The organism is Kribbella sp. (assembly GCF_035655035.1).
GTDB lineage: Bacteria > Actinomycetota > Actinomycetes > Propionibacteriales > Kribbellaceae > Kribbella.
In genome coordinates, this window is record NZ_DASRVN010000077.1 from 1 (window position 1) to 21306 (window position 21306).

The window sequence follows — 21306 nt, forward strand, 5'->3', positions numbered from 1 at the left end:
AGCCCGAGCGCGACCGAGGCCGAGCAGGCGGCGGCGATCAAGTGGATCCGGTTCAACTACCTGAACAAGTACGTCGACGAGACCGCCGCGGTCACGACCGCCAAGAACGGTGTCGCGGCGAAGCTGCCGGTCGGCGTACCGGGGCTGCCGGTGGTCGCGGCCGACCAGTACTCGAAGTACCAGTCCTGGATCAAGCCGTACGTCAACGTGCCGCTGGCCCAGTTCGCGCCGTACACGAAGGTGGCGGCCGACCAGAAGATCATTCCTGAGCCGCCGGTGAAGGCTCAGGAGGTGTATGCCGCGCTGGACCCGGTCGTGCAGACCGTGCTGGGCAACGAGAAGGCCGACATCGCCTCGCTGCTCAGCAAGGCCGCGGGCACCGTGGACGCGAAGCTCGGGCGCTGAGTTGCTTCGCCGTCTGCGCAACGGAGTACCGGCTGTGCTGTTCGCGCTGCCGGTGCTGGTGATCTTCGTGGTGTTCTCGTGGGGCCCGATCGTCAAGGGCCTCGTGATGAGTCTGCAGCAGACCAACCTGGTCGATCCGGTCAGGTGGGTGGGGCTGGACAACTTCCGGTATGTGCTGACGGATCCTGGTGTTGGTCAGGCGTCGTTGAACACGCTGTGGTTCACCTTGCTGGCTTTGTTGTTCGGTTTCCCGGTGCCGGTGTTGCTGGCGATGTTCTTGTCGGAGTTGCGTGGCAGGTCGTGGCTGTACACGACGCTGGCGTATCTGCCGGTGATGACGCCGCCGGTGGTCGCGATTTTGCTGTGGCGGTTCTTCTACGACCCGTCACCGACGGGCATGTTCAACACCGTCCTGGGCGTGGTGGGTCTGGGGCCGTATCCGTGGCTGGACAGTCCGTCGTCGGCGATGCCGTCGATCGTGCTGGAGGCGACCTGGGCGGGTGCGGGCAACGCGGTGATCATCTATCTGGCCGCGCTGACGTCGGTGCGCGCGGACCTGTACGAGGCGGCGGAGCTGGACGGTGCCGGGGTCGTGCGGCGGGTGTGGCATGTCATGTTGCCGCACCTGCGCGGGGTGCTGCTGTTGATGCTGCTGCTGCAGGTGATCGGGACGATGCAGCTGTTCACCGAGCCGCTGTTGTTCACCGGCGGCGGGCCGCAGGGGTCGACGATGACGATTCTGTTGCTGATCTACAACTACGCTTTCGTCAACGGGGACTACGGTGCCGCGACCGCGTTGAGTGTCCTGCTGGCGCTGGCGCTGGCCGTGCTGTCGGGTGTGTTCCAGTTGGCGACCCGTGGCTGGAGCACCGCATGAGTGCGGCCAGCGCCGAGCGCGGTGCGCTGTCGGACGCGGACCGCAAGCTCTCCCGGGTACGGGCGCCGTTCGTCATCGGGCAGGTCGTCGTCCTGATCGGGCTGCTCGTTGCCGGTCTCGGGCCGATGCTGTGGCTGCTCAAGGCAGCGATCTCGCCGACGCAGGACAGCATCCGTTCACCGCTGGGCTGGTTCCCGTCCGGCCGCGTGGAGTGGCACAACCTCGCCACGGCGTGGCAACAGGGCCACATCGGCTACTACCTCGGCAACACCGCCTACATCGCGGCGGGTTCGGCGGTGGTGTCGCTGATCGTCTGTACGACCGCCGGGTACGTGCTGAGCGTGCTCCGGCCGCGGTGGGGTGTGCTGTTGTCCGCGGCGATCCTGGCAACCCTGTTCGTCCCGCACATCGTCTCGCTCGTCCCGCTGTACCTGACCGTGCTCAAGCTGCCCGTGGTGCACACCAACCTCACCAACACGTTCTGGGCGGTCTGGCTGCCACCCGCGGCCAGTGCGTTCAACGTGCTGATCGTGAAGCGGTTCTTCGACAGCATCCCGCGTGAGTACTTCGAAGCCGCGCGGATCGACGGCGCCGGGCCGATCCGGGTGTTCACCTCGATCGTGCTCCCGCTGTCGCGGCCGATCCTCGGCGTGGTCGTACTGCTCAGCATCATCTCCTCCTGGAAGGACTACCTGTGGCCCCTGCTGGTGCTGACGAACCCGGATCTGCAGCCGGTCTCGGTCGCGTTACCCAAGATCGCCAAAGTGACCGAACTCAACATCCAACTGGCCGGCCTCTTCCTCGCACTGCTGATCCCCGTCCTGCTGTTCCTGGTCTTCCAACGAGCATTCCTGCGTGGCGTGGGCCTGTCTGGGGGCATCAAGGCATGAAACGCGTCCTTGTCACCGGTGCGGACGGTTCGATTGGCCGTGCCGCCGTCATCGGCCTGCAGCAGGCGGGGTACGACGTGACCGGCCTGTCGCTGCGCTACGACCACACCAGCACCGCGGACCGTCCACTGGTCGGCGATGCGCGGTCAGCGACCGACGTAGCCGCCGCACTCGACGGTGTGGACGCAGTACTGCACCTGGCGGCCATTCCGCATCCCAGCCTCGGTACGCCGGAGGAGGTGTTCGAGAACAACGTGGCGGCGACGTTCAACGTACTGGCGCAAGCAGGGCAGCAGGAGGTACGCCGGGCCGTGATAGCCAGCAGCATCAACGCGTTCGGCGTACCGATGAACGTGAACGACGTGACACCGGCGTACTACCCGCTGGACGAGGAGGTGGAGGCTGACATCGCCGACGCGTACTCCTTGTCCAAAAGCGTCGACGAGCAGAGCGCACGGATGGCCTGGCGGCGTTGGGGCACCGATGTGATCGCACTGCGCTTCCCGCTGGTCAAGAGCCGCGAGGAGCTGCTCAAGTTCGCGGCCATGGCCGAGCGGGACCCGTCCACGATGGCCCGCGAAGGCTGGGCGTACCTGGACCTGCGGGACGGCGTACGGGCGATCGTCGCCGCGCTCGAGTCACCCGCGGCCGGCGCGCACGTGGTCGGGCTGGCGGCTGACGACATCCTCGTCGATCGGCAGACCGACGAGCTCCTGCGCGAGTACGCACCGACCGTGCCGTTGAAGCGGGCTGTGCAAGGACGGGCGTCGTTGGTCGACACCACCCGGGCTCGGGAGCTGCTGGGCTTCCGGCCGCGGTACTCGATCCACGATCAGACGGTGTCCGCGACGACCACGTGAGGCTCGACGTACTCGACGCCGGGCTCGAGGTTGCCCTCGAGCAGCCGGTTGGCGACCCGGCGGCCGATCTCCTCGAGGCCGACGTCGATCGTGGTCAGGTGCCGGGTGCCGCGCTGGTCGTGCATCAGGCTCTCCCAGTTGTCGACGCCGATCAGCGCGACGTCACCGGGCACCTGCCGGCCGCTGGCCCGGACGGCCCGCTCGACACCGCGGCCGATCGCGTCGCTGCCGCAGAAGATCGCGTCCAGGTCGGGCACCTCGGCCAGCAGTTCGGCCGCCGCCTGCTCGCCCCACTCCTCGCGCCAGCGCCCGAAACGGACCGGCGCCGCCCATTCGAGACCGGCCTCGGCGAGCAGCTCACCGGCGCCTTCGGCCCGCCGCTGGGCGGCGATGTCGTGCGGCTCCGCGGTCAGATGCGCGATCCGGCGGCGGCCGCCGGCCAGCAGATGACTGATCGCGAGCCGCCCGATGGCGAAGTCGTCGGCGGTGATCGTGGTGTCCTGTGGGTCCGCGGGGACCGTGAACGCGTTGATCACCGGGACGTCGAACCGGCTGGTGAACGACGGAGTGCGGAACGACGTACTGGTCCCGATCACGATCACGCCGTCGATCCGGCGGGCGCGCAGCTGCAGGATGCTCTCGGTGACGTCGTGCTGCTCCTCCATGCGCGCGTCGTACAGCAGGATGGCCTGCTCCTTCGCGCCGAGCTCGGTGGCGGCGGTGGCCAGCACCACCCGGGTGAACGGGTTCGACGCGCGGTGGGTGAGTACGCCGATGGTCTGGCTGCGGCCGCGGGCGAACGAGCGGGCCAGGGCGTTGTGCCGGAAGCCCAGCCGGTCCGCGGTCAGCCGGACGTGCTCGCGGGTGGCCTCGGAGATCCGGTCGGTGCCGTTCAGCGCCTTCGACGCCGTCGACAGCGAGACACCGGCCGCGGCGGCCACATCGGACAGCGTGATCACCTGGTCGGCCATCTGCCCATCGTAGTCAGCAACGAGCCGTTGACACGGGGCGCGCCGGGTATCAAGGTGTGATTTGCGAAACCGCTTTCGCTTCCCTGGGAGGAGAACTTCATGACCCGTCGCCGCTCCGGCGCAGTCAGTCTTCTCACGGCCGGCCTGTTGCTGGCCGCCGTACTGCAGTCACCCGCCCGCGCCGCGACCACCGCGGCGCCCACCCTCACGATCACGCCGACCACGGTCGGCAACACGTTCACCGTCGGGCAGCAGGTCAAGCTGGGCTTCAGTACCGACGCAGCCACCGTCAACTGGACGGTGCGGGACGCCAGTGGCACCGAGGTCGCCAAAGGCTCCGCAGCAGCCGCCACGCTGAACGGCCAGCTGCCCCTGTCGATCAGTACGCCCGGCTGGTACCAGACGGACCTCAGAGCGGTCGCATCGGACGGTACGACGACGCTCGGCGGTACCGACTTCGCCGTACTGACGCCGCACGACTTCTCCACGTCCACGGACACCCGGATCGGCACGGCGACCGCCCTGGGGTTCGGGGGCGTGGCCAATCCCGGTCTGGACGCCGTACCGCTGCTGGCGAACGGCGGTATCTCGACCGCGCGCGACGAGGCGTTCTGGGCGGCCGCGGAGACCACCAAGGGCGTCATCCAGTTCCCGCAGAACGTCAAGAACTACAAGGCCGCGCTGGACGCCAACCACGTCGACTTCCTGAACATCCTGGACTACGGCAACCCGCTGTACTACCCGGACGAGGCGCCGTCGACCGACGAGCAGCGGGACGCGTTCGCGCGGTACGCCGTCGCCGCGGTCGACGAGTTCGGGACCGAGCACACGACGTACGAGCTGTGGAACGAGTGGAACCTGCGGGACCCGAACGGCGCCGCCAAGGCCAGCCCGGAGAACTACGTCGCGCTGCTGAAGACCGTGAGCGCCGCAGTACGGGCGAAGCACCCGGACGTGAAGCTGACGGGTCCGTCGCTGGCGGTCATCAACGACTGGCAGGGGTGGTTCACCAAGTTCGCGGACCTGGGCGGGCTGGACTACGTGGACGCGGTGACGATTCACCCGTACGTGCAGCCGCTGGACCCGGAGGCCTCGGTGGCGTACGTGAACACCATCCGCAGCATCATGGCGGCGCACGGCTCCAGCAAGCCGATCTACATCACCGAGCAGGGCTGGGCGACCGGTACGAACCCCAGCGCGGTGTCGGAGCCGGCCCAGGCACGTGACCTGGTACGCGGCCAGCTACTCGCCTACGGCAACGGTGTGGCGCGCTACAGCTCCTACAACTTCATGGACTCCGGCAACGACCCGTCGAACGTCGAGCACCGATTCGGCATGGTGCGCAACCGGCTCGACGCCCGCGGCGCGCTGGTGCCCAAGCCGTCGTACGTCGCCACCGCCGTACTGGCCCGCCAGATCGACGAGCTGCCACTGATCGGGCAGACCCGCTTCGGCAGCAACGGGTACGACGTGGCCTTCAACGCAGGTGGCGGGCAGAGCGTGCATGCGGTCTGGTCGACGACGCCAGGACTGGTGAACCTGGCGGCGCCTGCCGGCTCACAGGTCCAGATCACCGGCCTGTACGGCGAGACGAGCACGCTGACGGCTGACGCCGGAGGGCACGTGTGGGTCAGCGCTGGACCGGATCCGTTCTACGCACGCGGTGCGATCAGCGGTGTGGCGCCGTCGAACCGGTTCGCGCTGTCGGTGGCGCCGGAGGTCGCTGGTGACACGGCTACGGGCACCCTGACGTTCAGCAACCCCGATGCGGTGGCGCACTCGTTCACCGTCGCTGCTGGCGGGGCTGAGACGAGCGGATCGGCGGCTGCTGGTGCGACTGCTACGGCGGGGGTCTCGTACCCGGCGCAGGACTCGACAGGTGCCCGCGTTTACCGTGCAACGGTCAGCGTTGACGGTCAGGCTGTTGCGCTTGTCTCCACAACTGGTGTGGCGACGCCGCCGCTGTCTGTGACGGGCTCCCATGTCGTGAACGGGAGTGGGAAGGACCTGCTGCGGTTCCGGGTCACGAATGCTTCTTCGCACGCGATTGCGGTGGCGGGGCTGGACTGGCAGTCCGGTACAGCGTCTGGGACGTTGCTGGCTGGTTCCACGATTGCTGCGAACGCCACGCAAGAGGTGGACGTGCCGATCACCCTGTCAGGTGCTTCCAGTTGGTCTGCGAGTGTCAGGTCGGCTGGGATGGCGGATGTGCGGGCTGCTGGTGTGTTGAGCCCGGTGACCTCACCGACGGTTGCCAGGAGGTACACCGTGAAGCTGGACGGGGTCATTGACCCAGTGGTTGCGGCGCAGCCTGCTATCGCGTTGGAAGGGACCGGTACGCCGCCCGTTACCGGTTGGGGTGGGCCCAGCGATCTCTCCGGGAAGCTATGGCTCACGCATGACGACCAGAACCTGTACCTGTCCGCCAAGGTCACCGACGACGTGTTCTCGCAGCCGAACCGAGGCGGGAACATCTGGGGCGGGGACGGGATCCAGCTAGGGATGACGGCCGGTGCACCTGGTGAAGCCACATCGGCGCAGGAGATCGGTGTGGCGTTGACCGACGCCGGTCCGGTGGACACGTGGCGCTGGACACCGACCAGCCAGGCCGGTGTGCCGCCGGGCGTCCAGGCCAAGGTGGTGCGGGACGAGGCCGCGCACACCACGACGTACGAGATCGCTGTGCCGTGGAGCACGCTCGGGTTCGCGGCCAAGGACCGGCTGCTGTCGGCCACCGTCGTGGTGAACGAGAACGACGGCACCGGCCGCCGTGGCTGGCTGAGCTGGGGCAAGGGGGTCGCGGAGACCAAGAACCCGGCCCTGTTCAACGCCATCCGGCTGGACCCGGCTGCCGCGCGGTAGCCGCCACCGACTCGGCGTAGGTGCCCCGGAACCGCTGCCCGAGGGGCACCTACGCCGAACCTCTGCCACCAACGATCAGGGCACCGCCTAGGATCAGGTCATGAGTCACACCGTGCTGGCCGAGCTGGTGGCCAACGTGCTGAAGGTCACGGCCAAGGCCGGCGACACGGTGCGGCCCGACGACACCCTGGTCATCCTGGAGTCCATGAAGATGGAGATCCCGGTGCTGGCCGAGGTGGCGGGCACCATCAGTGAACTGAAGGTCGCCGAGGGCGAAGTCGTCCGCGACGGCGACCCCATTGCCGTGATCGACGAGAAGTGATTCAACCGAAATGCCCTCCTACGCGTCTCTAGAGATGAAGCCACGGGCCGGGAACTTCCGGTCGCGGCGCCGCGTTGAGCCGTCGTACGAACAAACCAGGGTCCAGCCCGGGTTTTCCCGACGTGCGCAGAGGACGGTGACCGCGGCACCATGGCCTTCACGCTTATTGCCGAGAGGACCCAGGGAGGCGTTGCGGTGAAGCCGTTCGACACCTCGACGGTCGCTACGCCGCAGGCCGCGCCGGACGCGCTGCCGTCGTGGGACGAGATCGTCCGTACGCACTCCGCCCGCGTCTACCGGCTGGCGTACCGGCTGACCGGCAACAAGCACGACGCCGAGGACCTGACCCAGGAGGTCTTCGTCCGGGTCTTCCGCTCGCTGTCGTCGTACACGCCGGGCACCTTCGAGGGCTGGCTGTACCGGATCACCACGAACCTGTTCCTGGACGGCGCCCGCCGCAAGCAGCGGATCCGCTTCGACGGCCTGCCCGAGGACGCCCACGACCGGCTGCCGGCCAAGGGCGAGGGCCCGGCCGAGAAGCTGGACTCGGACCTGTTCGACCACGACGTGCAGGACGCGCTCGACGCGCTGCCCGAGGACTTCCGGGCCGCCGTCGTGCTCTGCGACATCGAGGGCATGACGTACGACGAGATCGCGGACGTCCTGGACGTGAAGCTCGGCACCGTCCGGAGCCGGATCCACCGCGGCCGGTCGATGCTGCGCAAGCACCTCGAGCACCGGGCCCCGCGGTCCGGCCAGACCCGCGTCGGCGGCCCGCCCACCGACGGACTGTTCGACGGGGGTGACCTCGGATGACGCAGCACCCGCTGGACAAGCTGAGCGCGGTCGTCGACGGTGAGCTCGACCACGACTCCCGGGACCGCGTGCTGAGCCACCTGGTCGGCTGCGACAGCTGCCGCACCGAGGTGGACGCGCAGCGCCGGCTGAAGGCGCGGATGGCCGCGCTGGAGTCGCCGGACGCTCCCACCGACCTGATGCAGCGCCTGATGGGCGTCTCGTCGTTCTCCACCGAGCCGCGGGAGGAGGTCCGTCCGGTCCTCACGCCGGCGGTCAGCCTGTTCCCGCAGCGGTCCGCGTTCCCGGCCGGGCGGTCGGGTGGCACCCGGCCGGGGACGACCCGTTCGCGCTCCCGCCGCCGCGCCGGCGTGCTCGGTGCGGCCGGCTCGGCCGCGGCCGTGGCCTCCCTGCTGGGTACGGCGTTCGTCGTCGGCGACCCGTCCCGCTCGGAGCAGCCGCCGACGCTGCAGCCGCCGGTCGCGAGCTTCTCCTCCGACCACGCGAGCACGTCCGGCGGAGCGCCGTTCGCGGACCCGGTCGCGCTGATGAGTACCTACAGCCCGACGGGGTACGCGGGGCTCAGCCCTAGTCTGAGCCCGACCATGGGCCCGACCATGGGCTCGACGCTGCGGCCGGTGGCCCTGACCGGGCGCTGACCGGTGAGCCTCTCCCGGCTCGCCATCCTGGTCAGCACCGCCCTGATCGGCCTCGGCCTGCCCACCTCCGCTGCCGCCGTACCCGAGTCCTCCAAGCCTGACTCGCCGACCGCGGTCAGCTGGCTGCGCAGGGCGGCCGCCGCTCCGAACCACGTCTCGTACCACGGCACCCAGATCATCACCGCCTGGGGACCGCAGGGCGCCAGCTCGGCGATGTTCGACATCCTGCACGCGGCGTCACAGGGCTCCGAGATCAGCGTGCTCGGCTCGTCCGCGCCCGGCGCGAAGGCGTTCGTGCAGCGGGCCACGACCACGGACGCCGCGATCGACGGTGGGCCGCTCGCCTTGCTGCAATCGACGTACCAGCTGGTCGACAAGTGCTGCACCGACCTGATCGGCCGGGCCGCGATCCTCGTGGAGGCGTTGCGCGACGACGGGACGCTGGCGGCCAGGTTCTGGATCGACAAGGCCACCGGGCTGCTGCTGCAGCGTCAGCTGTTCAGCGCGGACGGCAAGACGATGGTGCGCGCGACCGTGTTCACCGAGCTGGAGATCGAGGGCTCCGAGTTCCTCGGTCACCTGCCGCCGATGCTGCCGAGCGGTGTCGAGGCGGTCGGCATGGGCAAGGTCGACGACCTGCGCTCCGCCGGCTGGGTGTGCGCTCCGGACCTGCCGTCCTCGCTGACGCTCTACGACGTGCACCAGGACACCACCAACGGGTCCCTGCAGTTCTCGTACTCCGACGGGCTGTTCAACGTGTCGCTGTTCGAGCAGCGCGGGCGGCTGGACCCGTCCGCGGTGCGGGGCTACAGCACGACGGACAGCCCTGGTGTCTACTTGCGGTACGGGATGCCGTCGTACGTCGTCTGGTCCTCGGGGGGAATCGTGTACACGCTGATCGGTGACCTGCCGCCGGACCAGCTCGGACAGGTGGTCCGGGCGTTCCCGCACGACCTGCCGGAGAAGCTGTCCGCGATCCAGCGGCTGGGGACCGGGCTGGCCAAAATCGCGACCTGGCTCACTCCGATGGGTGCACTCTCCCCGAAGCTGGGATAATCAGATCTGGAAGCACCTCCGGTTACCGCCGGGCGGCTTCCGGCCGATGACCACGACGAAGACGTGAGGCGGGGACCGTCTATGAGCGACGACGCCGAGCCGACAGTTCCACATCCGGCGACCGCGGAACCGACCGCGCCTCAGCCGACCACGCCCACTTCCCCCACCCTCCCGCCGAACGCCCCGGCCTCCCCGAGCCTCCCGCCGAGTGGCCCAACTGCTCCGGGTCTCCCGCCGAGCGGCCCAACTGCTCCGGGTCTCGCGTCGAGCGGCGCAGCTGCTCCGGGCCTCGCGTCGAGCGGGCCCACCTCCGCGGGACCCGAGGCGAGTGGGACGGCCGCGGCCGGACCGGCTGCGGGGGCCGGTTCGCCGTTGTCCGCGTTGACGCCGCCTGCCCCGGGAACGGGGGCGATGCCGTTGCAGCCGCCGGGCTCCGACTCCGCCTACCGGCAGACGAACGGTGGCCGTTCCACCACGCAGCGCAGCTTCGGGCGTCCGGAGCCGCAACCGGCCGCATTCCGCCCGCTCTACCAGGGCCAGGCCTGGCCGACCGAGCAACCGCCGTACCGGCCCGCGTACCTCCCGCCGCCACCGGCCGACTGGCACCAGCAGCAGGCCCGCTCGTACACGTCCGAGCCGCCGAAGGTGAACCGCGTCGTCACGATCGCCGCCCTGGTCGCGCTGGTCATCGGCGTCATCGCCGGCGCCGGCGCGGCTACCGCCGTCGTCGCCCTGGACGGCAACAACGCCCCGATCGCGCAGCAGCCCGACCCGCCGGTCGGCACCGGCGCGAACCCCAGGATCCGGACGGGCTCGGTGTCCGCCGTCGCCGCCGCGCTGCTGCCCAGCGTCGTTCAGTTGAAGGTGCAAGGCGCGGACAACTCCGACGCGACCGGCTCCGGGTTCGTGATCGACAACCTCGGCCACATCCTGACCAACAACCACGTGGTCGAGTCCGCGGCCAAGGGCGGCTCGATCCAGGTCGTCACCAACGACAACAAGACCGCGACCGCCCGGCTGGTCGGCCGGTCACCGGCGTACGACCTGGCCATCGTCCAGGTCACCGGGATCACCGCCCCGTCGGTGCAGTTCGGCCGTTCGGAGGCGGCGATCGTCGGGCAGGACGTGGTCGCGATCGGCTCGCCGCTCGGGCTGGCCGGCACCGTCACGTCCGGCATCATCTCGGCGAAGAACCGTCCGGTGACGACCGGCGACGACCCCAGCCAGGCGTCGTCGTACATCAGCGCGCTGCAGACCGACGCGGCGATCAACCCGGGCAACTCGGGTGGCCCGCTGGTCGACATGAACGCGCGGGTGATCGGCGTGAACTCCGCGATCGCCACCGTTCCCGGCGCCGGCCAGGGGCAGAGCGGGAGCATCGGGCTCGGATTCTCGATCCCGATCGACCAGGCCCGGCGCACCGCGCAGCAGATCATCGCCACCGGCCAGGCGTCGTACCCGGTGATCGGGGCCAGCGTCGACATGACCTTCGAGGGTGGCGGCCGGGTCAGCGCGGTGACGCCGCGCTCGCCGGCCGCGAAGGCCGGGCTGCAGGTCGGTGACGTGATCACCGCGATCAACAACCAGGCGGTGGACAGCGCCGAGGTGCTGATCGTCGCGATCCGCACGCATCAGCCGGGGGAGGCGGTCCGGCTCGCGTACGAGCGCGCCGGACGTTCCCGGACGGTTACGCTCACGCTCGGCCAGCAGATCGGCTGAGGCACGCCAGCCGGTCTGGGGATAGGCTGGTCGCGAACGTACGGAGAGGTGAGGACATGTTCGGCATCGGGCCACTGGAACTGGTCGTGATCGCGATCGTCGCCGTACTCGTCTTCGGACCTGACCGGCTCCCGGAATTCGCCCGGACGGCCGGCCGCCTGCTGCGCCAGGTCCGGCAGATGGTGAACAACGCGCAGAACGACCTGCGCAACGAGCTCGGCCCGGAGTACGCCGATCTCGAGCTCCAGGACCTGAACCCGAAGAACTTCGTCCGCAAGCACCTCCTCGACCCGATCGAGGACGAGGTCAAGTCGGTCAGCGAGATGAGCGACAACACCCCGCAACGCCTCCCGGCCGGCGCCAAGCCGCCGTTCGACCCCGAGTCGACCTGATCACTTCCTGATCACCGTCGCCGGAAGAGCAGCGCCGTAGCGACCGCACCGGCGATCGCGGGCAGCAGCGCCAGCAGGCCCCAGAGCGGCGGGTACGGGTGTACGCCGTACTCCGACGCGGCCAGCAGGGTGATGCCGAGCGAGGCCGTCAGCAGTACGACGAGTACGCCGATGCCGCCTGCGACCAGACGGTGTGAGCGGGCCAGTCCCGCGACCAGGAGCCAGAGCGGGGCGTCGACGACGGCAACGGCGTACAGCATGCCGTAGAGGACGCCTGCGGAGACGTGTTTGCCGTACGCCGCGTACCCGCTCGAGGCGTGCTCGGCCAGGCTGCGGCTGCCCGCCTGGTCGATGATCGCGATCACGGCGATCAGGAGCGAGAGCCCGACGGCGATGAGTGCCGAGCGCTTTTCTGAAAGTGACTGTCTCATGCAAGTGACTGTACGGACGGCAGTGGCTTGCGGTCAAGATTTTTGGAGAGTCACTTGCTGAAGCGTGGAACTGTCTCTAAGGTCGGGGCATGGCTACCGGTCTGCGGGAACGCTGGCGTCTGAAGGCACGGCGGACGATCCAGGAGCGCGCGCTCGACCTGTTCGACGAGCGCGGGTTCGGGGCGGTGACGATCGAGGAGATCGCCGCCGCGGCCGAGGTGTCGCCGTCGTCGGTGTACCGGTACTTCGGCACCAAGGAAGGGCTGATCGTCGCCGACGAGTTCGACACGATGAGCCAGGAGGCGCTCGAGGAGCTGTTCGACCCGGCGGATCCGGTCGGCACGATGACGCGGATCGTCCGCGACTACGAGGTCGCGCCGGACGAGGGGGAGCCGATCCCGTGGCGGCGGATCCGGTACTTCTTCAGCGAGCCGTCGGTCCGGACGGCGTTCTGCGCGTCACTGGACCGCGCGAGTCAGCGGATCGCCCCGCTGATGACCGGCGGGCACCTCAGCGCGACGCAGGCACGGGTGGCCGCGAACGCGCTGGTCTTCGGGTACTTCTCGGCGCTCGAGCAGTGGTACCTGGACGGCGGCGTCCGCCCGGTCGCGGAGTACGTCGAGGAAGGGCTCGACGTACTCCGGCCGATCTGGTCAGCGACCGGCGGGGGAGAGGCCTAGCTGGCGGCCGAGCAGGCCGCGGGGCTTGCCGCCGAGGGTGGCGGCGATCTTGTCGAGCATCTGCGCGGCCGGGGTGTCCGGGTCCGCCATGGCGAGCGGCCGGCCGAGGTCGCCGCCGGAGCGGAGCCGCTCGTCGAGCGGGATCTCGCCGAGCAGCGGGATCTGGTAGCCCAGGCGCGCGGACAGCGTCTCCGCGACCCGGGTGCCGCCGCCGGAGCCGAAGATCTCGATCCGGTGCTCGGGACCGCAGTGCGGGCAGGGCAGGTACGACATGTTCTCGACCACGCCGGCCACCCGCTGGTGCACCATCTGGGCCATCGTGCCGGCCCGCTCGGCCACCTCCGCGGCGGCCTCCTGCGGGGTGGTCACGACGATCACCTCGGCGCTGGTCAGCCGCTGGCCGACCGAGATCGCGATGTCGCCGGTGCCCGGCGGGAGGTCCAGGAGCAGTACGTCGAGGTCGCCCCAGTACACGTCCGCGAGCATCTGGACGAGCGCGCGGTCCAGGATCGGGCCGCGCCAGGCGACCACCTGGTCGCGCTTCGGCTTCAGCATGCCGATCGAGATCACCTTCACGCCGTGCGCGGGCACCGGCATGATCATGTCGTCCACGGCCGTCGGGCGCTCGTCCGCGACACCGAACATGGCCGGCACCGAGTGGCCGTAGATGTCCGCGTCCAGCACGCCGACCGACAGGCCCTGCCGGGCCATCGCGACCGCCAGGTTGACCGTGACGGACGACTTGCCGACGCCACCCTTGCCGGAGGCGATCGCGAACACCTTGGTCAGCGAGTCGGGCCGGGAGAACGGGATCTCCTTCTCGGCCACGCCGCCACGCAACTGGGTCTGCAGGGCCGCCCGCTGCTCGGTCGACATCACCCCGAGGTCGATCTCCACCCCCGTGACACCGTCGAGCTTGCTCACCGCGGCCGTCACGTCGCGGCGCAACGTGTCCTTCATCGGACACCCGGCGACGGTCAGCAGGACGCGCACGGCGACCACGCCGTCGTCCCGCACGACAACGGACTCGACCATCCCCAGGTCCGTGATCGGCTTCTTGATCTCGGGATCGAGCACTCCACCGAGCGCCGCGGTCACCTGCTCAGCAGTGGCAGCCATGCCCCAAGGCTACGTGCTAACCCCACCCCACCCGACCACGGTCCATGTGACATACCTCCGACAGCAGCACACGCAGCCCCGCGCCGCGCTGCTACCCGCGCACCCAGCCACCCCGCCCGCCCCAACACCAGTGGATATCCACTCGCGTGGGGGGTTCTTCGCTCGCATACCACCGCAGAACCCCCAACGAGAGCGGATATCCACTCGTGTGTTGGGCGGTTGGGCGGCGGGGGCCGGGGGTTAGAGGCCGGGGGCGCCGTAGATGGGGAACCAGCGGGAGAGGTCTTGTTCGAAGTTGAGGTCGGCGCCTACTACTGATCTGATCTGGAGCTCTTTGGCGTTGTCGCGGCGGTCGGTGCCGACCGGGACGAAGGGGTACCAGGAGCCGCGTTTGTAGAGGTAGACCAGGCCCAGGGGCTCGGTGCCGTTGGTGAAGGCGACCAGGGTGCACAGGAGGGCGCTGCCGAAGCCTGCGTCGACCAGGGACGTGTTCACGGCGTGCAGGTCGGTGACCAGCGTTTCCAGGTCGTCAGGGGCCGTCTGGCGGACCAGCCAGGTGAAGCCGTACGAGTCCGTCGTACTGGTGAACTTGCCGTTGTCGAGCGCGAGCAGCTTGTCGACCTCGTCCCGGAGCGCGGTGAATCCACCGCCCTCGGCGGCCTTGAAGCACACCGACCCGCTCCCGGTCGGACGGTAGTCGGCCGCGGTCTCCAGGGTGATCGCGGCCGACGGAAGCGAGAACAGCTGATCGAGGTTCGGCGGCACAGCCTTGCTGCGCCCGAGCAGGATGTCGAGAAGGCCCATGGCTCGAGGGTAGGTCGGCCGATCTCACGCCTACTGCGCGGCACCCGGCACGGCAGCTCGCCGCACGGGTGCAAAGGCCACGATGCTCCGCATCGAGACCTTCGCCCCCGTGCGCCGAGCTACCGCACCGAGCACCTGCTCGCTACGGCGTGAGATCGGCCGACCTACCCTAAGCTTGCTCGCCCAGCTCGCGGGAGAGGGTGCCGAGGCGCTCCAGGCGTGTCTCGAGGGACGGGTGCGTGGAGAACAGGGCCGAGACGCTCTTGCCGCCGGAGATCGCCGGGGCGAAGAAGAACGCGTTGAACGCCTGCGCCTGGCGGAGGTCGCGCGACGGTATCCGGGCGATGTCCCCGCTGATCTTGGTCAGCGCGGACGCCAGCGTGGACGGTCTGCCGGTGAGCATCGCGCCGGCGCGGTCGGCGGCCAGTTCGCGGTAGCGGGACAGTGCCCGGGTGAGCAGGAACGAGATCGCGTACACGGCGACCGACACCGCGATCACGGTCAGCATCACCAGCGCCGCGTTCTGGTCGCGGTTGCCCCGGCCGAGGCCGCCGTACAGCCCGAAGCGGGTGATCAGCCCGGCCAGTACGCCGAGGAACGACGCGATCGTCATCACCGCGACGTCCCGGTGCGCGACGTGCGAGAGCTCGTGCGACAGCACGCCCTCCAGCTCGTCCTGGTCGAGCCGGCGCATGATGCCGGTGGTCACGCAGACCACCGCGTTGTTCGGGTTCCGGCCGGTCGCGAACGCGTTCGGCAGGTCGACGTCGGCGATCGCCACCCGCGGCTTCGGCATGTCGGCCAGCGCGCAGAGCCGGTCGATCGCACCGTGCAGCTGCGGCGCCTCCTCGGGCGTGACGATCCGCCCGTGCATCGCGTAGAGCGCGATCTTGTCGGAGAACCAGTACTGCGCGAACAGCATGCCGCCCGCGATGACCACGGCCAGCACGGCGCTGCGGGTCAGCGCGATCAGCAGCGCCACGAACGCGACGTACAGCAGTCCGAGCAGGAAGCTCGTGATCACCATCCGGCTGGACAGCCCCCGGTCGGGCGCGAATCGAGTCTTCATCCCACGTCCTTCTTCCTCACACCTGATAGTGAGAGTAGCTCGGGGTCAAACCCGATCCTCCTCGCGCGTGTCGAGATCGGCCAGCAGCGAGCGCAGCTCGGAGCGCAGGAAGTCGCGGGTGGCGACCTCGCCGACCGCCATCCGCAGCGACGCCATCTCGCGGGCCAGGAACTCCATGTCGGCACGGGTACGGGCGTCGACGTCGCGGTCCCGGTCGTACTGCACCCGGTCCCGGGCCTCCTGCCGGTTCTGCGCGAGCAGGATCAGCGGCGCGGCGTACGACGCCTGCAGGCTGAGCGCCAGCGTCAGGAAGATGAACGGGTACTGGTCGAAGCGCAGGTTCCCCGGGGCGAAGATGTTCCAGCCGATCCAGAACAGGATCGTCACGGTCATGTAGACCAGGAACTGCCCGGTGCCGAGGAAGCGCGCGATCCGCTCGGACAGCCGGCCGAACGCGTCCGCGTCGTACGTCGGCCGCGGTACGAACGTCCGCCGCCAGTCCCGCGGTACGTCGAGCCGGGTACTCCCGCGCAGCGTCCTGTGGTCGTCACGTGCCATCGTGGCCCACCTCCTGCGGCGTGTCCGGGTGATCGTGCTCCCGCCAGTCGTCCGGGAGCAGATGGTCGAGTACGTCGTCCACCGTCACGGCCCCGAGCAGCCGGCCCTCGTCGTCGAGCACCGGTGCGGCGACCAGGTTGTACGTGGCGAGGTACTTGCTGACGGTCTGCAGGCCGTCGTCAGGACGGAGGCCGTCCAGGTCGGTGTCGAGTGCCGCGGACACCAGCTCGGACGGGGGTTCGCGGAGCAGCCGCTGGATGTGGCCGATGCCGATGAACCGTCCTGTCGGTGTTTCGAGCGGTGGACGGCAGACGTAGATCATGGCGGCCAGGGCCGGGCTGAGGTCCGCGTTGCGTACGTGGGCGAGCGCATCGGCCACAGTGGCGTCTACAGGCAGGATGACGGGCTCTGACGTCATCAGACCGCCTGCGGTGTGCTCTTCGTACGTGAGCAGCCGCCGTACGTCTTCTGCTTCCTCAGGCTCCATCAGCGTCAGCAGCCGCTCTGCGGTCTCCGTAGGCAACTCGGCGATCAGGTCGGCTGCGTCGTCCGGGGACATCTCCTCCAGCACGTCCGCGGCGCGTTCGGTGTCCAGACCGTCGAGGATCTCGACCTGGATGTCCTCGGGTAGCTCTTCGAGTACGTCGGCCAGCCGCTCGTCGTTGAGCGCCGCCGCGATCTCCTTACGGCGCTTGGCCGACAGGTCGTGCAGTACGCCGGCCAGGTCGGCCGGGCGCATCGACTCGAACGCCGCGAGGATGTGGGTGGCGCCCTGGCCCTCTTCCACCTGGGTGAACCCGCTGACGTCGCTCCAGTCGAGCACATGCGTCTGGCCGCGGCGGCGGAACCGTTTGGAGCCCTCCCGCACCGCCACCTTGGTCAGCAGCCAGTCCCGGGTCCGCCACTGCTCCATCGCCATGTCGAACACGATCGCCGTGGCGCCTGTGTCCGCAATGGTGACTGTCCGGTCCAGCAGCTCGCCCAGGACGAGCACTTCGGTCGGACGCTGCTCGAAGCGCCGCATGTTGAGCAGGCCGGTGGTGATGACGTGCCCGACGTCCACGGAGGTCACCCGGGTCATCGGGAGGAAGATGCGGCGCCGGGTGAACACCTCGACGACCAGGCCGAGCACCCGCGGCGGCTGGTCGCCCTGGCGCATCATGGCGACCACGTCCCGCACCTTGCCGACCTGGTCGCCGTTGGGGTCGTACACCGGCAGCCCTGCGAGCCGAGCGACGTACACCCGCGACGGTGATCCAGTCATGCCGGAAGGCTAACCCCCCGAGCCGGGGTCTCGGCTGAGGACGCTTCGTAGACTTGGCGGGCGACGACGAAGTGGGGTGGCGATCCTGGGATCCACCGGCCTGGGTGTGGATGAGGAAACGGCGTACCTGGACCTGATCCGCCGTGGTGCCGCGGCACCCGTGGACCTGTGCCGGCGGCTGGGCCGGCCGCTGCCGGACGTCCAGCGGGCCGTCGACGTGCTGCTGGCCGAGGGTTTCGTGCACCGTACGCCGCCGCCGGGCGAGCTGATCGTGCCGGTGCCGCCGGAGCTGGCCGTGGACCAGCTGATCCGGCGGCAGGAGGACGAGTTCGAGCGGATCCGGAAGTCGGCGTACCGGCTGGCCGCCGAGGCGACCCGGCAGGGCGGCGTGCGGCGGACCGAGGAGCTGATCGAGATCGTCACCGGCGAGAGCGCGGTCGCGCTGGCGTTCGACCGGGTCCAGCGGTCGGCCCGTGCCGAGATGCGCGAGCTGGTCGCCCCGCCGTACGTCGCGTCGGCCGAGGTGAACCGGACGCAGCTGGCCCGGCAGGGCGCGGGCGTGGCGTACCGGGTGGTCTACGACAACTCCGCCCTCGCCGACGCGGTGCTCGCTGCCAGCGCGGTCAGCCACGTCCGGGCCGGGGAGCAGGCGCGGATCGCGGACATGCTGCCGACCAAGCTGGCCATCGCGGACCGCGAGCTGGCACTCCTGCCACTGGACTGGGCGACCCCTGCACAGGACGCTGCACTGCTGGTGCACGCCTGCAGCCTGCTGGACGCGCTGGTCGCCCTGTTCGAGACCGTGTGGAACAGAGCCAGCCCACTGAGGGTCACGGACTCCGACAACCTGAAGCCCGAAGAGGCCATGTCCGCGGAGGACAGGCACCTGCTGTCGCTGCTGGTCGCAGGACTGACAGACGACGCCGCGGGCGCCCGCCTTGGCATCAGCCGCCGTACCGTAGCCAGACGCGTACAGCAGCTGATGGAACAGACCCACTCGCGCTCCCGCCTCCAGCTCGGCTGGCACGCTCGCGACCGCGGCTGGCTCTGACCGATTGCTGACGGCAACTAGCTCAGTCTGGGGCGACGGCGGATCCGGCGGTGCAAGGTCTTCGGAGGCGCGCCGCGGGTGGTGGCTCTGGTCGGTGCTGGTGCCTCGGCCCGGGGCGTGTCGTCGTACTGGCTCGTGACGTCGCCTGTCGGGTCCAGGACGAGGATGTCTGCCTGGGTACGCCAGCGTTCCAGCTGGGTGTCCAGGTCCGCTGCGTTGAGCCGCTCGGTACGTAGTACCTGTGCGGCGGCGGTCCACTCGTCGCTGCCGGGCTCCAGGCGCCGTACGGTCGCGTTCCAGGTCGCCAGGTGGTTCATGGCGGGCTTGGCCGGTACGGCGACCGTCGCGGAGCCGGCCGTTGCGAGTCCGGGCAGTGGCTGCTCCGCGCCGTCGGACGAGTCCGCGAGTACGACGTAGTGCCCGTCGACGTTCGCGAACCAGGCCGGGACCGGGCGGCGGCCGTCCCAGGCCAGCCAGACCAGTCCGGCCTTCTTCATCACGCCGGCGATGTCCTCGATGCTCACAGGACCCAGTGTCACACGGTGAATCGGGACACACTCGGAGGGGAAGTGAGCCGGGTCACCGGGGCCGTGGCGGCGGACGCCGTACGCTGCCGGTGACCGGTGGGTAACCGAGTGGAGGTCGGCTGTGGTGGACAAGGTGACGGACAAGGGATTGCGCAGCAGGCGGTCGTGTCTGGCCACCCCGGGGTCGAACCCGCGGTTCCTGGCCAAGGCGAAGGGGCTGGACGCGGACCAGGTGTTCCTGGACCTCGAGGACTCGGTCGCGCCGCTGGCCAAGCCGGACGCCCGGAAGAACATCGTCGCCGCGCTCAACGAGGGCGGCTGGGGGAACAAGCTCCGGGTCGTCCGGGTGAACGACTGGACCACCGAGTGGACGTACGCCGACGTGATCGAGGTCGTCGGCGGCGCCGGGGCGAACCTGGACTGCATCATGCTGCCGAAGGTGCAGACCGCCGAGCAGGTGGTCGCGCTCGACCTGCTGCTCACCCAGCTGGAGAAGGTACATGGGTACGAACCCGGCCGGATCGGGATCGAGGCGCAGATCGAGAACGCGCTCGGCCTGACCAATGTGAACGCGATCGCCCAGGCCTCGCCGCGGGTCGAGACGATCATCTTCGGCCCGGCCGACTTCATGGCGTCGATCAACATGAAGTCGCTGGTGGTCGGCGAGCAGCCGCCCGGGTACGACGTCGGCGACGCGTACCACTACATCCTGATGCAGATCCTGATGGCCGCCCGCGCCCACGGCAAGCAGGCGATCGACGGACCGTACCTGCAGATCAAGGACGTCGAAGGCTTCCGCCGGGTGGCCGGCCGCTCCGCCGCGCTGGGCTTCGACGGCAAGTGGGTCCTGCACCCCGACCAGATCGCCGCCGCCAACGAGGTCTACTCGCCGCGCCAGGACGACTACGACCACGCCGAGAACATCCTCGATGCCTACGACCACTACACGTCCGCCGCCGGCGGCACCCGCGGCGCGGTGATGCTCGGCGACGAGATGATCGACGAGGCCAGCCGCAAGATGGCCCTCGTCATCTCCGCCAAGGGCCGCGCCGCCGGCCTCACCCGCACCGACGTCTGGCAGCCCCCGGCCGACCTAGGGCGTGTCTGACAATTCCCCGCCTACTGCGGGGCACTCGGCACGGCATCTCGCCGCACCGAGCACCTCCTCGCTACGGCGCGGAATTGTCAGACACGCCCTAGACCTGCGCCATGATCGCCAGCAGCTGACCGTCGGGGTCGGGGAAGAACGCCATCCATTCCTCGACCCCGTCGTCGTGTTTGTGGATCAGGTGCGGCGCGGCCTCGAACTCCACCCCACGCTCCCGAAGCTCGTCGTAGGCCACGTTGATGTCGGCGACCCGGAAGTAGAGGATCGACTGCTCACCGCGGTCGTCGGTGGCACGCAGGAACAGCCGGGTCCCACCACAGTCGAAGAACGCCAGATCCCCGAACGTGTAGAGATGCGGCAACCCCAGCACCCCGCCGTAGAACTCCGTCGCCGTGCCGATGTCACTCACGAGCCGCGCGATCTGCCCGATCGCCCCCAGCTGCACCATCTCCGTACCTCCCTGACCCCGTAGGGAACTGTCCACCGGCACCCCGCGCCACGTCCGGAGCTCGGCCCGCCGGTTCAGGCCGAGCTTCCGTACCGCGTTCGCGACGTGGAACTTCACCGCGTCGACGCTCACTCCGCGCCGCTGCGCGATTTCCCGGTTCCGCATCCCGTGCCGGACCGCGTCCACGACCTGCCACTCGGCCGGGGTCAGGACGTCGGGGTGCCGGGGCCGTCCACGTGTGCCCACAAGCACAAGCTAGTGCCTGGGGGCGCGAATTACCCTCCCCCTAGTGCGTCCACACCTTGTAGATGCGGATCGGCTTCGCGGGCGGGCCGTCCTGGTCGGGGTCGGCGATGCCGGCGGCGACCATCCGGTCGAAGGTGGACATGCCGGCGATCACGTGGCCGAGGACCGTGTAGTTCGGGGCGATGTGGGCGAA

Annotated in this window: 22 protein-coding genes and 1 pseudogene; 14 read left to right on the forward strand and 9 right to left on the reverse strand. The window is 69.5% G+C overall.

Annotated elements, in window-relative coordinates:
- From VFF46_RS04785 to VFF46_RS04800, 4 genes and pseudogenes are all read left to right on the forward strand, one after another.
- Positions 1-405, forward strand: a pseudogene (locus VFF46_RS04785) (sugar ABC transporter substrate-binding protein); the annotation flags it as partial.
- Between the two features lie 34 nt (positions 406-439).
- Positions 440-1282 carry a sugar ABC transporter permease gene (locus tag VFF46_RS04790; RefSeq protein ID WP_325035788.1) on the forward strand — a complete coding sequence of 281 codons (843 nt, stop codon included), beginning with the start codon at positions 440-442 and terminating at the stop codon, positions 1280-1282.
- Complete coding sequence (locus VFF46_RS04795; RefSeq protein ID WP_325035789.1) at positions 1279-2172, forward strand: carbohydrate ABC transporter permease; 894 nt, start codon at positions 1279-1281, stop codon at positions 2170-2172. Before VFF46_RS04790 ends, VFF46_RS04795 begins: the two co-directional genes overlap by 4 nt.
- A complete protein-coding gene (locus tag VFF46_RS04800; protein ID WP_325035790.1) occupies positions 2169-3032 on the forward strand; it encodes an NAD(P)-dependent oxidoreductase in 864 nt (287 codons plus the stop codon). Before VFF46_RS04795 ends, VFF46_RS04800 begins: the two co-directional genes overlap by 4 nt.
- On the opposite strand, the gene VFF46_RS04805 is transcribed toward VFF46_RS04800, so the two are convergent.
- Positions 3005-4003, reverse strand: coding sequence for a LacI family DNA-binding transcriptional regulator (locus tag VFF46_RS04805; protein WP_325035791.1), 999 nt, complete (start codon positions 4001-4003; stop codon positions 3005-3007). The genes VFF46_RS04800 and VFF46_RS04805 overlap by 28 nt on opposite strands.
- Positions 4004-4102: 99 nt before the next feature.
- Between VFF46_RS04805 and VFF46_RS04810 the strand changes: the two genes are divergently transcribed.
- The 7 genes from VFF46_RS04810 (at position 4103) to VFF46_RS04840 (ending at position 11808) form a co-directional block, all read left to right on the forward strand.
- The gene (locus tag VFF46_RS04810; RefSeq protein ID WP_325035792.1) at positions 4103-6865 is read left to right on the forward strand and encodes a sugar-binding protein; all 2763 of its coding nucleotides are present in this window, start codon (positions 4103-4105) and stop codon (positions 6863-6865) included.
- Positions 6866-6965: 100 nt separating this feature from the next.
- Positions 6966-7187, forward strand: coding sequence for a biotin/lipoyl-binding carrier protein (locus VFF46_RS04815; protein ID WP_325035793.1), 222 nt, complete (start codon positions 6966-6968; stop codon positions 7185-7187).
- Between the two features lie 150 nt (positions 7188-7337).
- Positions 7338-8003, forward strand: a complete 666-nt coding sequence (gene sigE / locus VFF46_RS04820) for an RNA polymerase sigma factor SigE (protein ID WP_325035794.1) — start codon at positions 7338-7340, stop codon at positions 8001-8003.
- Positions 8000-8641 (forward strand): zf-HC2 domain-containing protein, encoded by a 642-nt coding sequence (locus VFF46_RS04825; protein ID WP_325035795.1) that lies wholly within the window; start codon positions 8000-8002, stop codon positions 8639-8641. Before sigE ends, VFF46_RS04825 begins: the two co-directional genes overlap by 4 nt.
- A gap of 3 nt (positions 8642-8644) precedes the next feature.
- Complete coding sequence (locus VFF46_RS04830; protein WP_325035796.1) at positions 8645-9697, forward strand: transcriptional regulator; 1053 nt, start codon at positions 8645-8647, stop codon at positions 9695-9697.
- Positions 9698-10108: 411 nt separating this feature from the next.
- On the forward strand, positions 10109-11416 hold the full coding sequence (locus VFF46_RS04835; RefSeq protein ID WP_325035797.1) for a S1C family serine protease: 1308 nt from the start codon (positions 10109-10111) through the stop codon (positions 11414-11416).
- A 56-nt stretch (positions 11417-11472) separates the two neighbouring features.
- Positions 11473-11808 (forward strand): sec-independent translocase, encoded by a 336-nt coding sequence (locus VFF46_RS04840; protein ID WP_325035798.1) that lies wholly within the window; start codon positions 11473-11475, stop codon positions 11806-11808.
- A gap of 11 nt (positions 11809-11819) precedes the next feature.
- On the opposite strand, the gene VFF46_RS04845 is transcribed toward VFF46_RS04840, so the two are convergent.
- On the reverse strand, positions 11820-12239 hold the full coding sequence (locus VFF46_RS04845) for a hypothetical protein (protein ID WP_325035799.1): 420 nt from the start codon (positions 12237-12239) through the stop codon (positions 11820-11822).
- A gap of 89 nt (positions 12240-12328) precedes the next feature.
- Here VFF46_RS04845 and VFF46_RS04850 point away from each other — a divergent pair, with 89 nt between their 5' ends.
- The gene (locus tag VFF46_RS04850) at positions 12329-12919 is read left to right on the forward strand and encodes a TetR/AcrR family transcriptional regulator (protein ID WP_325035800.1); all 591 of its coding nucleotides are present in this window, start codon (positions 12329-12331) and stop codon (positions 12917-12919) included.
- Here the strand turns inward: VFF46_RS04850 and VFF46_RS04855 are convergent.
- From VFF46_RS04855 to VFF46_RS04875, 5 genes are all read right to left on the reverse strand, one after another.
- Positions 12893-14038: an Mrp/NBP35 family ATP-binding protein gene (locus tag VFF46_RS04855; RefSeq protein ID WP_325035801.1), complete on the reverse strand. Its 1146-nt coding sequence runs from the start codon at positions 14036-14038 to the stop codon at positions 12893-12895. The two genes, VFF46_RS04850 and VFF46_RS04855, sit on opposite strands and share 27 nt — an antisense overlap.
- Before the next feature lie 240 nt (positions 14039-14278).
- Entirely contained in the window at positions 14279-14842 is a 564-nt protein-coding gene (gene pspAB / locus VFF46_RS04860; RefSeq protein WP_325035802.1) for a PspA-associated protein PspAB, read from the reverse strand.
- A 169-nt stretch (positions 14843-15011) separates the two neighbouring features.
- Positions 15012-15911, reverse strand: coding sequence for a zinc metalloprotease HtpX (gene htpX / locus VFF46_RS04865; RefSeq protein WP_325035803.1), 900 nt, complete (start codon positions 15909-15911; stop codon positions 15012-15014).
- A 45-nt stretch (positions 15912-15956) separates the two neighbouring features.
- Positions 15957-16469: a DUF1003 domain-containing protein gene (locus VFF46_RS04870; RefSeq protein WP_325035804.1), complete on the reverse strand. Its 513-nt coding sequence runs from the start codon at positions 16467-16469 to the stop codon at positions 15957-15959.
- Positions 16459-17733, reverse strand: coding sequence for a magnesium transporter MgtE N-terminal domain-containing protein (locus tag VFF46_RS04875; protein ID WP_325035805.1), 1275 nt, complete (start codon positions 17731-17733; stop codon positions 16459-16461). Before VFF46_RS04875 ends, VFF46_RS04870 begins: the two co-directional genes overlap by 11 nt.
- A gap of 106 nt (positions 17734-17839) precedes the next feature.
- Between VFF46_RS04875 and VFF46_RS04880 the strand changes: the two genes are divergently transcribed.
- Positions 17840-18784: a transcriptional regulator TrmB gene (locus VFF46_RS04880; protein ID WP_325035806.1), complete on the forward strand. Its 945-nt coding sequence runs from the start codon at positions 17840-17842 to the stop codon at positions 18782-18784.
- 17 nt (positions 18785-18801) lie between these two features.
- Here VFF46_RS04880 and VFF46_RS04885 read toward each other — a convergent pair whose 3' ends face one another.
- Entirely contained in the window at positions 18802-19308 is a 507-nt protein-coding gene (locus VFF46_RS04885) for a hypothetical protein (protein ID WP_325035807.1), read from the reverse strand.
- A 127-nt stretch (positions 19309-19435) separates the two neighbouring features.
- On the opposite strand from VFF46_RS04885, the gene VFF46_RS04890 reads away from it, so the two are divergent.
- Positions 19436-20419 carry a CoA ester lyase gene (locus VFF46_RS04890; protein ID WP_325035808.1) on the forward strand — a complete coding sequence of 328 codons (984 nt, stop codon included), beginning with the start codon at positions 19436-19438 and terminating at the stop codon, positions 20417-20419.
- Between the two features lie 88 nt (positions 20420-20507).
- Here the strand turns inward: VFF46_RS04890 and VFF46_RS04895 are convergent, their stop codons facing one another.
- The gene (locus tag VFF46_RS04895; protein ID WP_325035809.1) at positions 20508-21113 is read right to left on the reverse strand and encodes a LuxR C-terminal-related transcriptional regulator; all 606 of its coding nucleotides are present in this window, start codon (positions 21111-21113) and stop codon (positions 20508-20510) included.
- Positions 21114-21306: the final 193 nt, after the last annotated feature.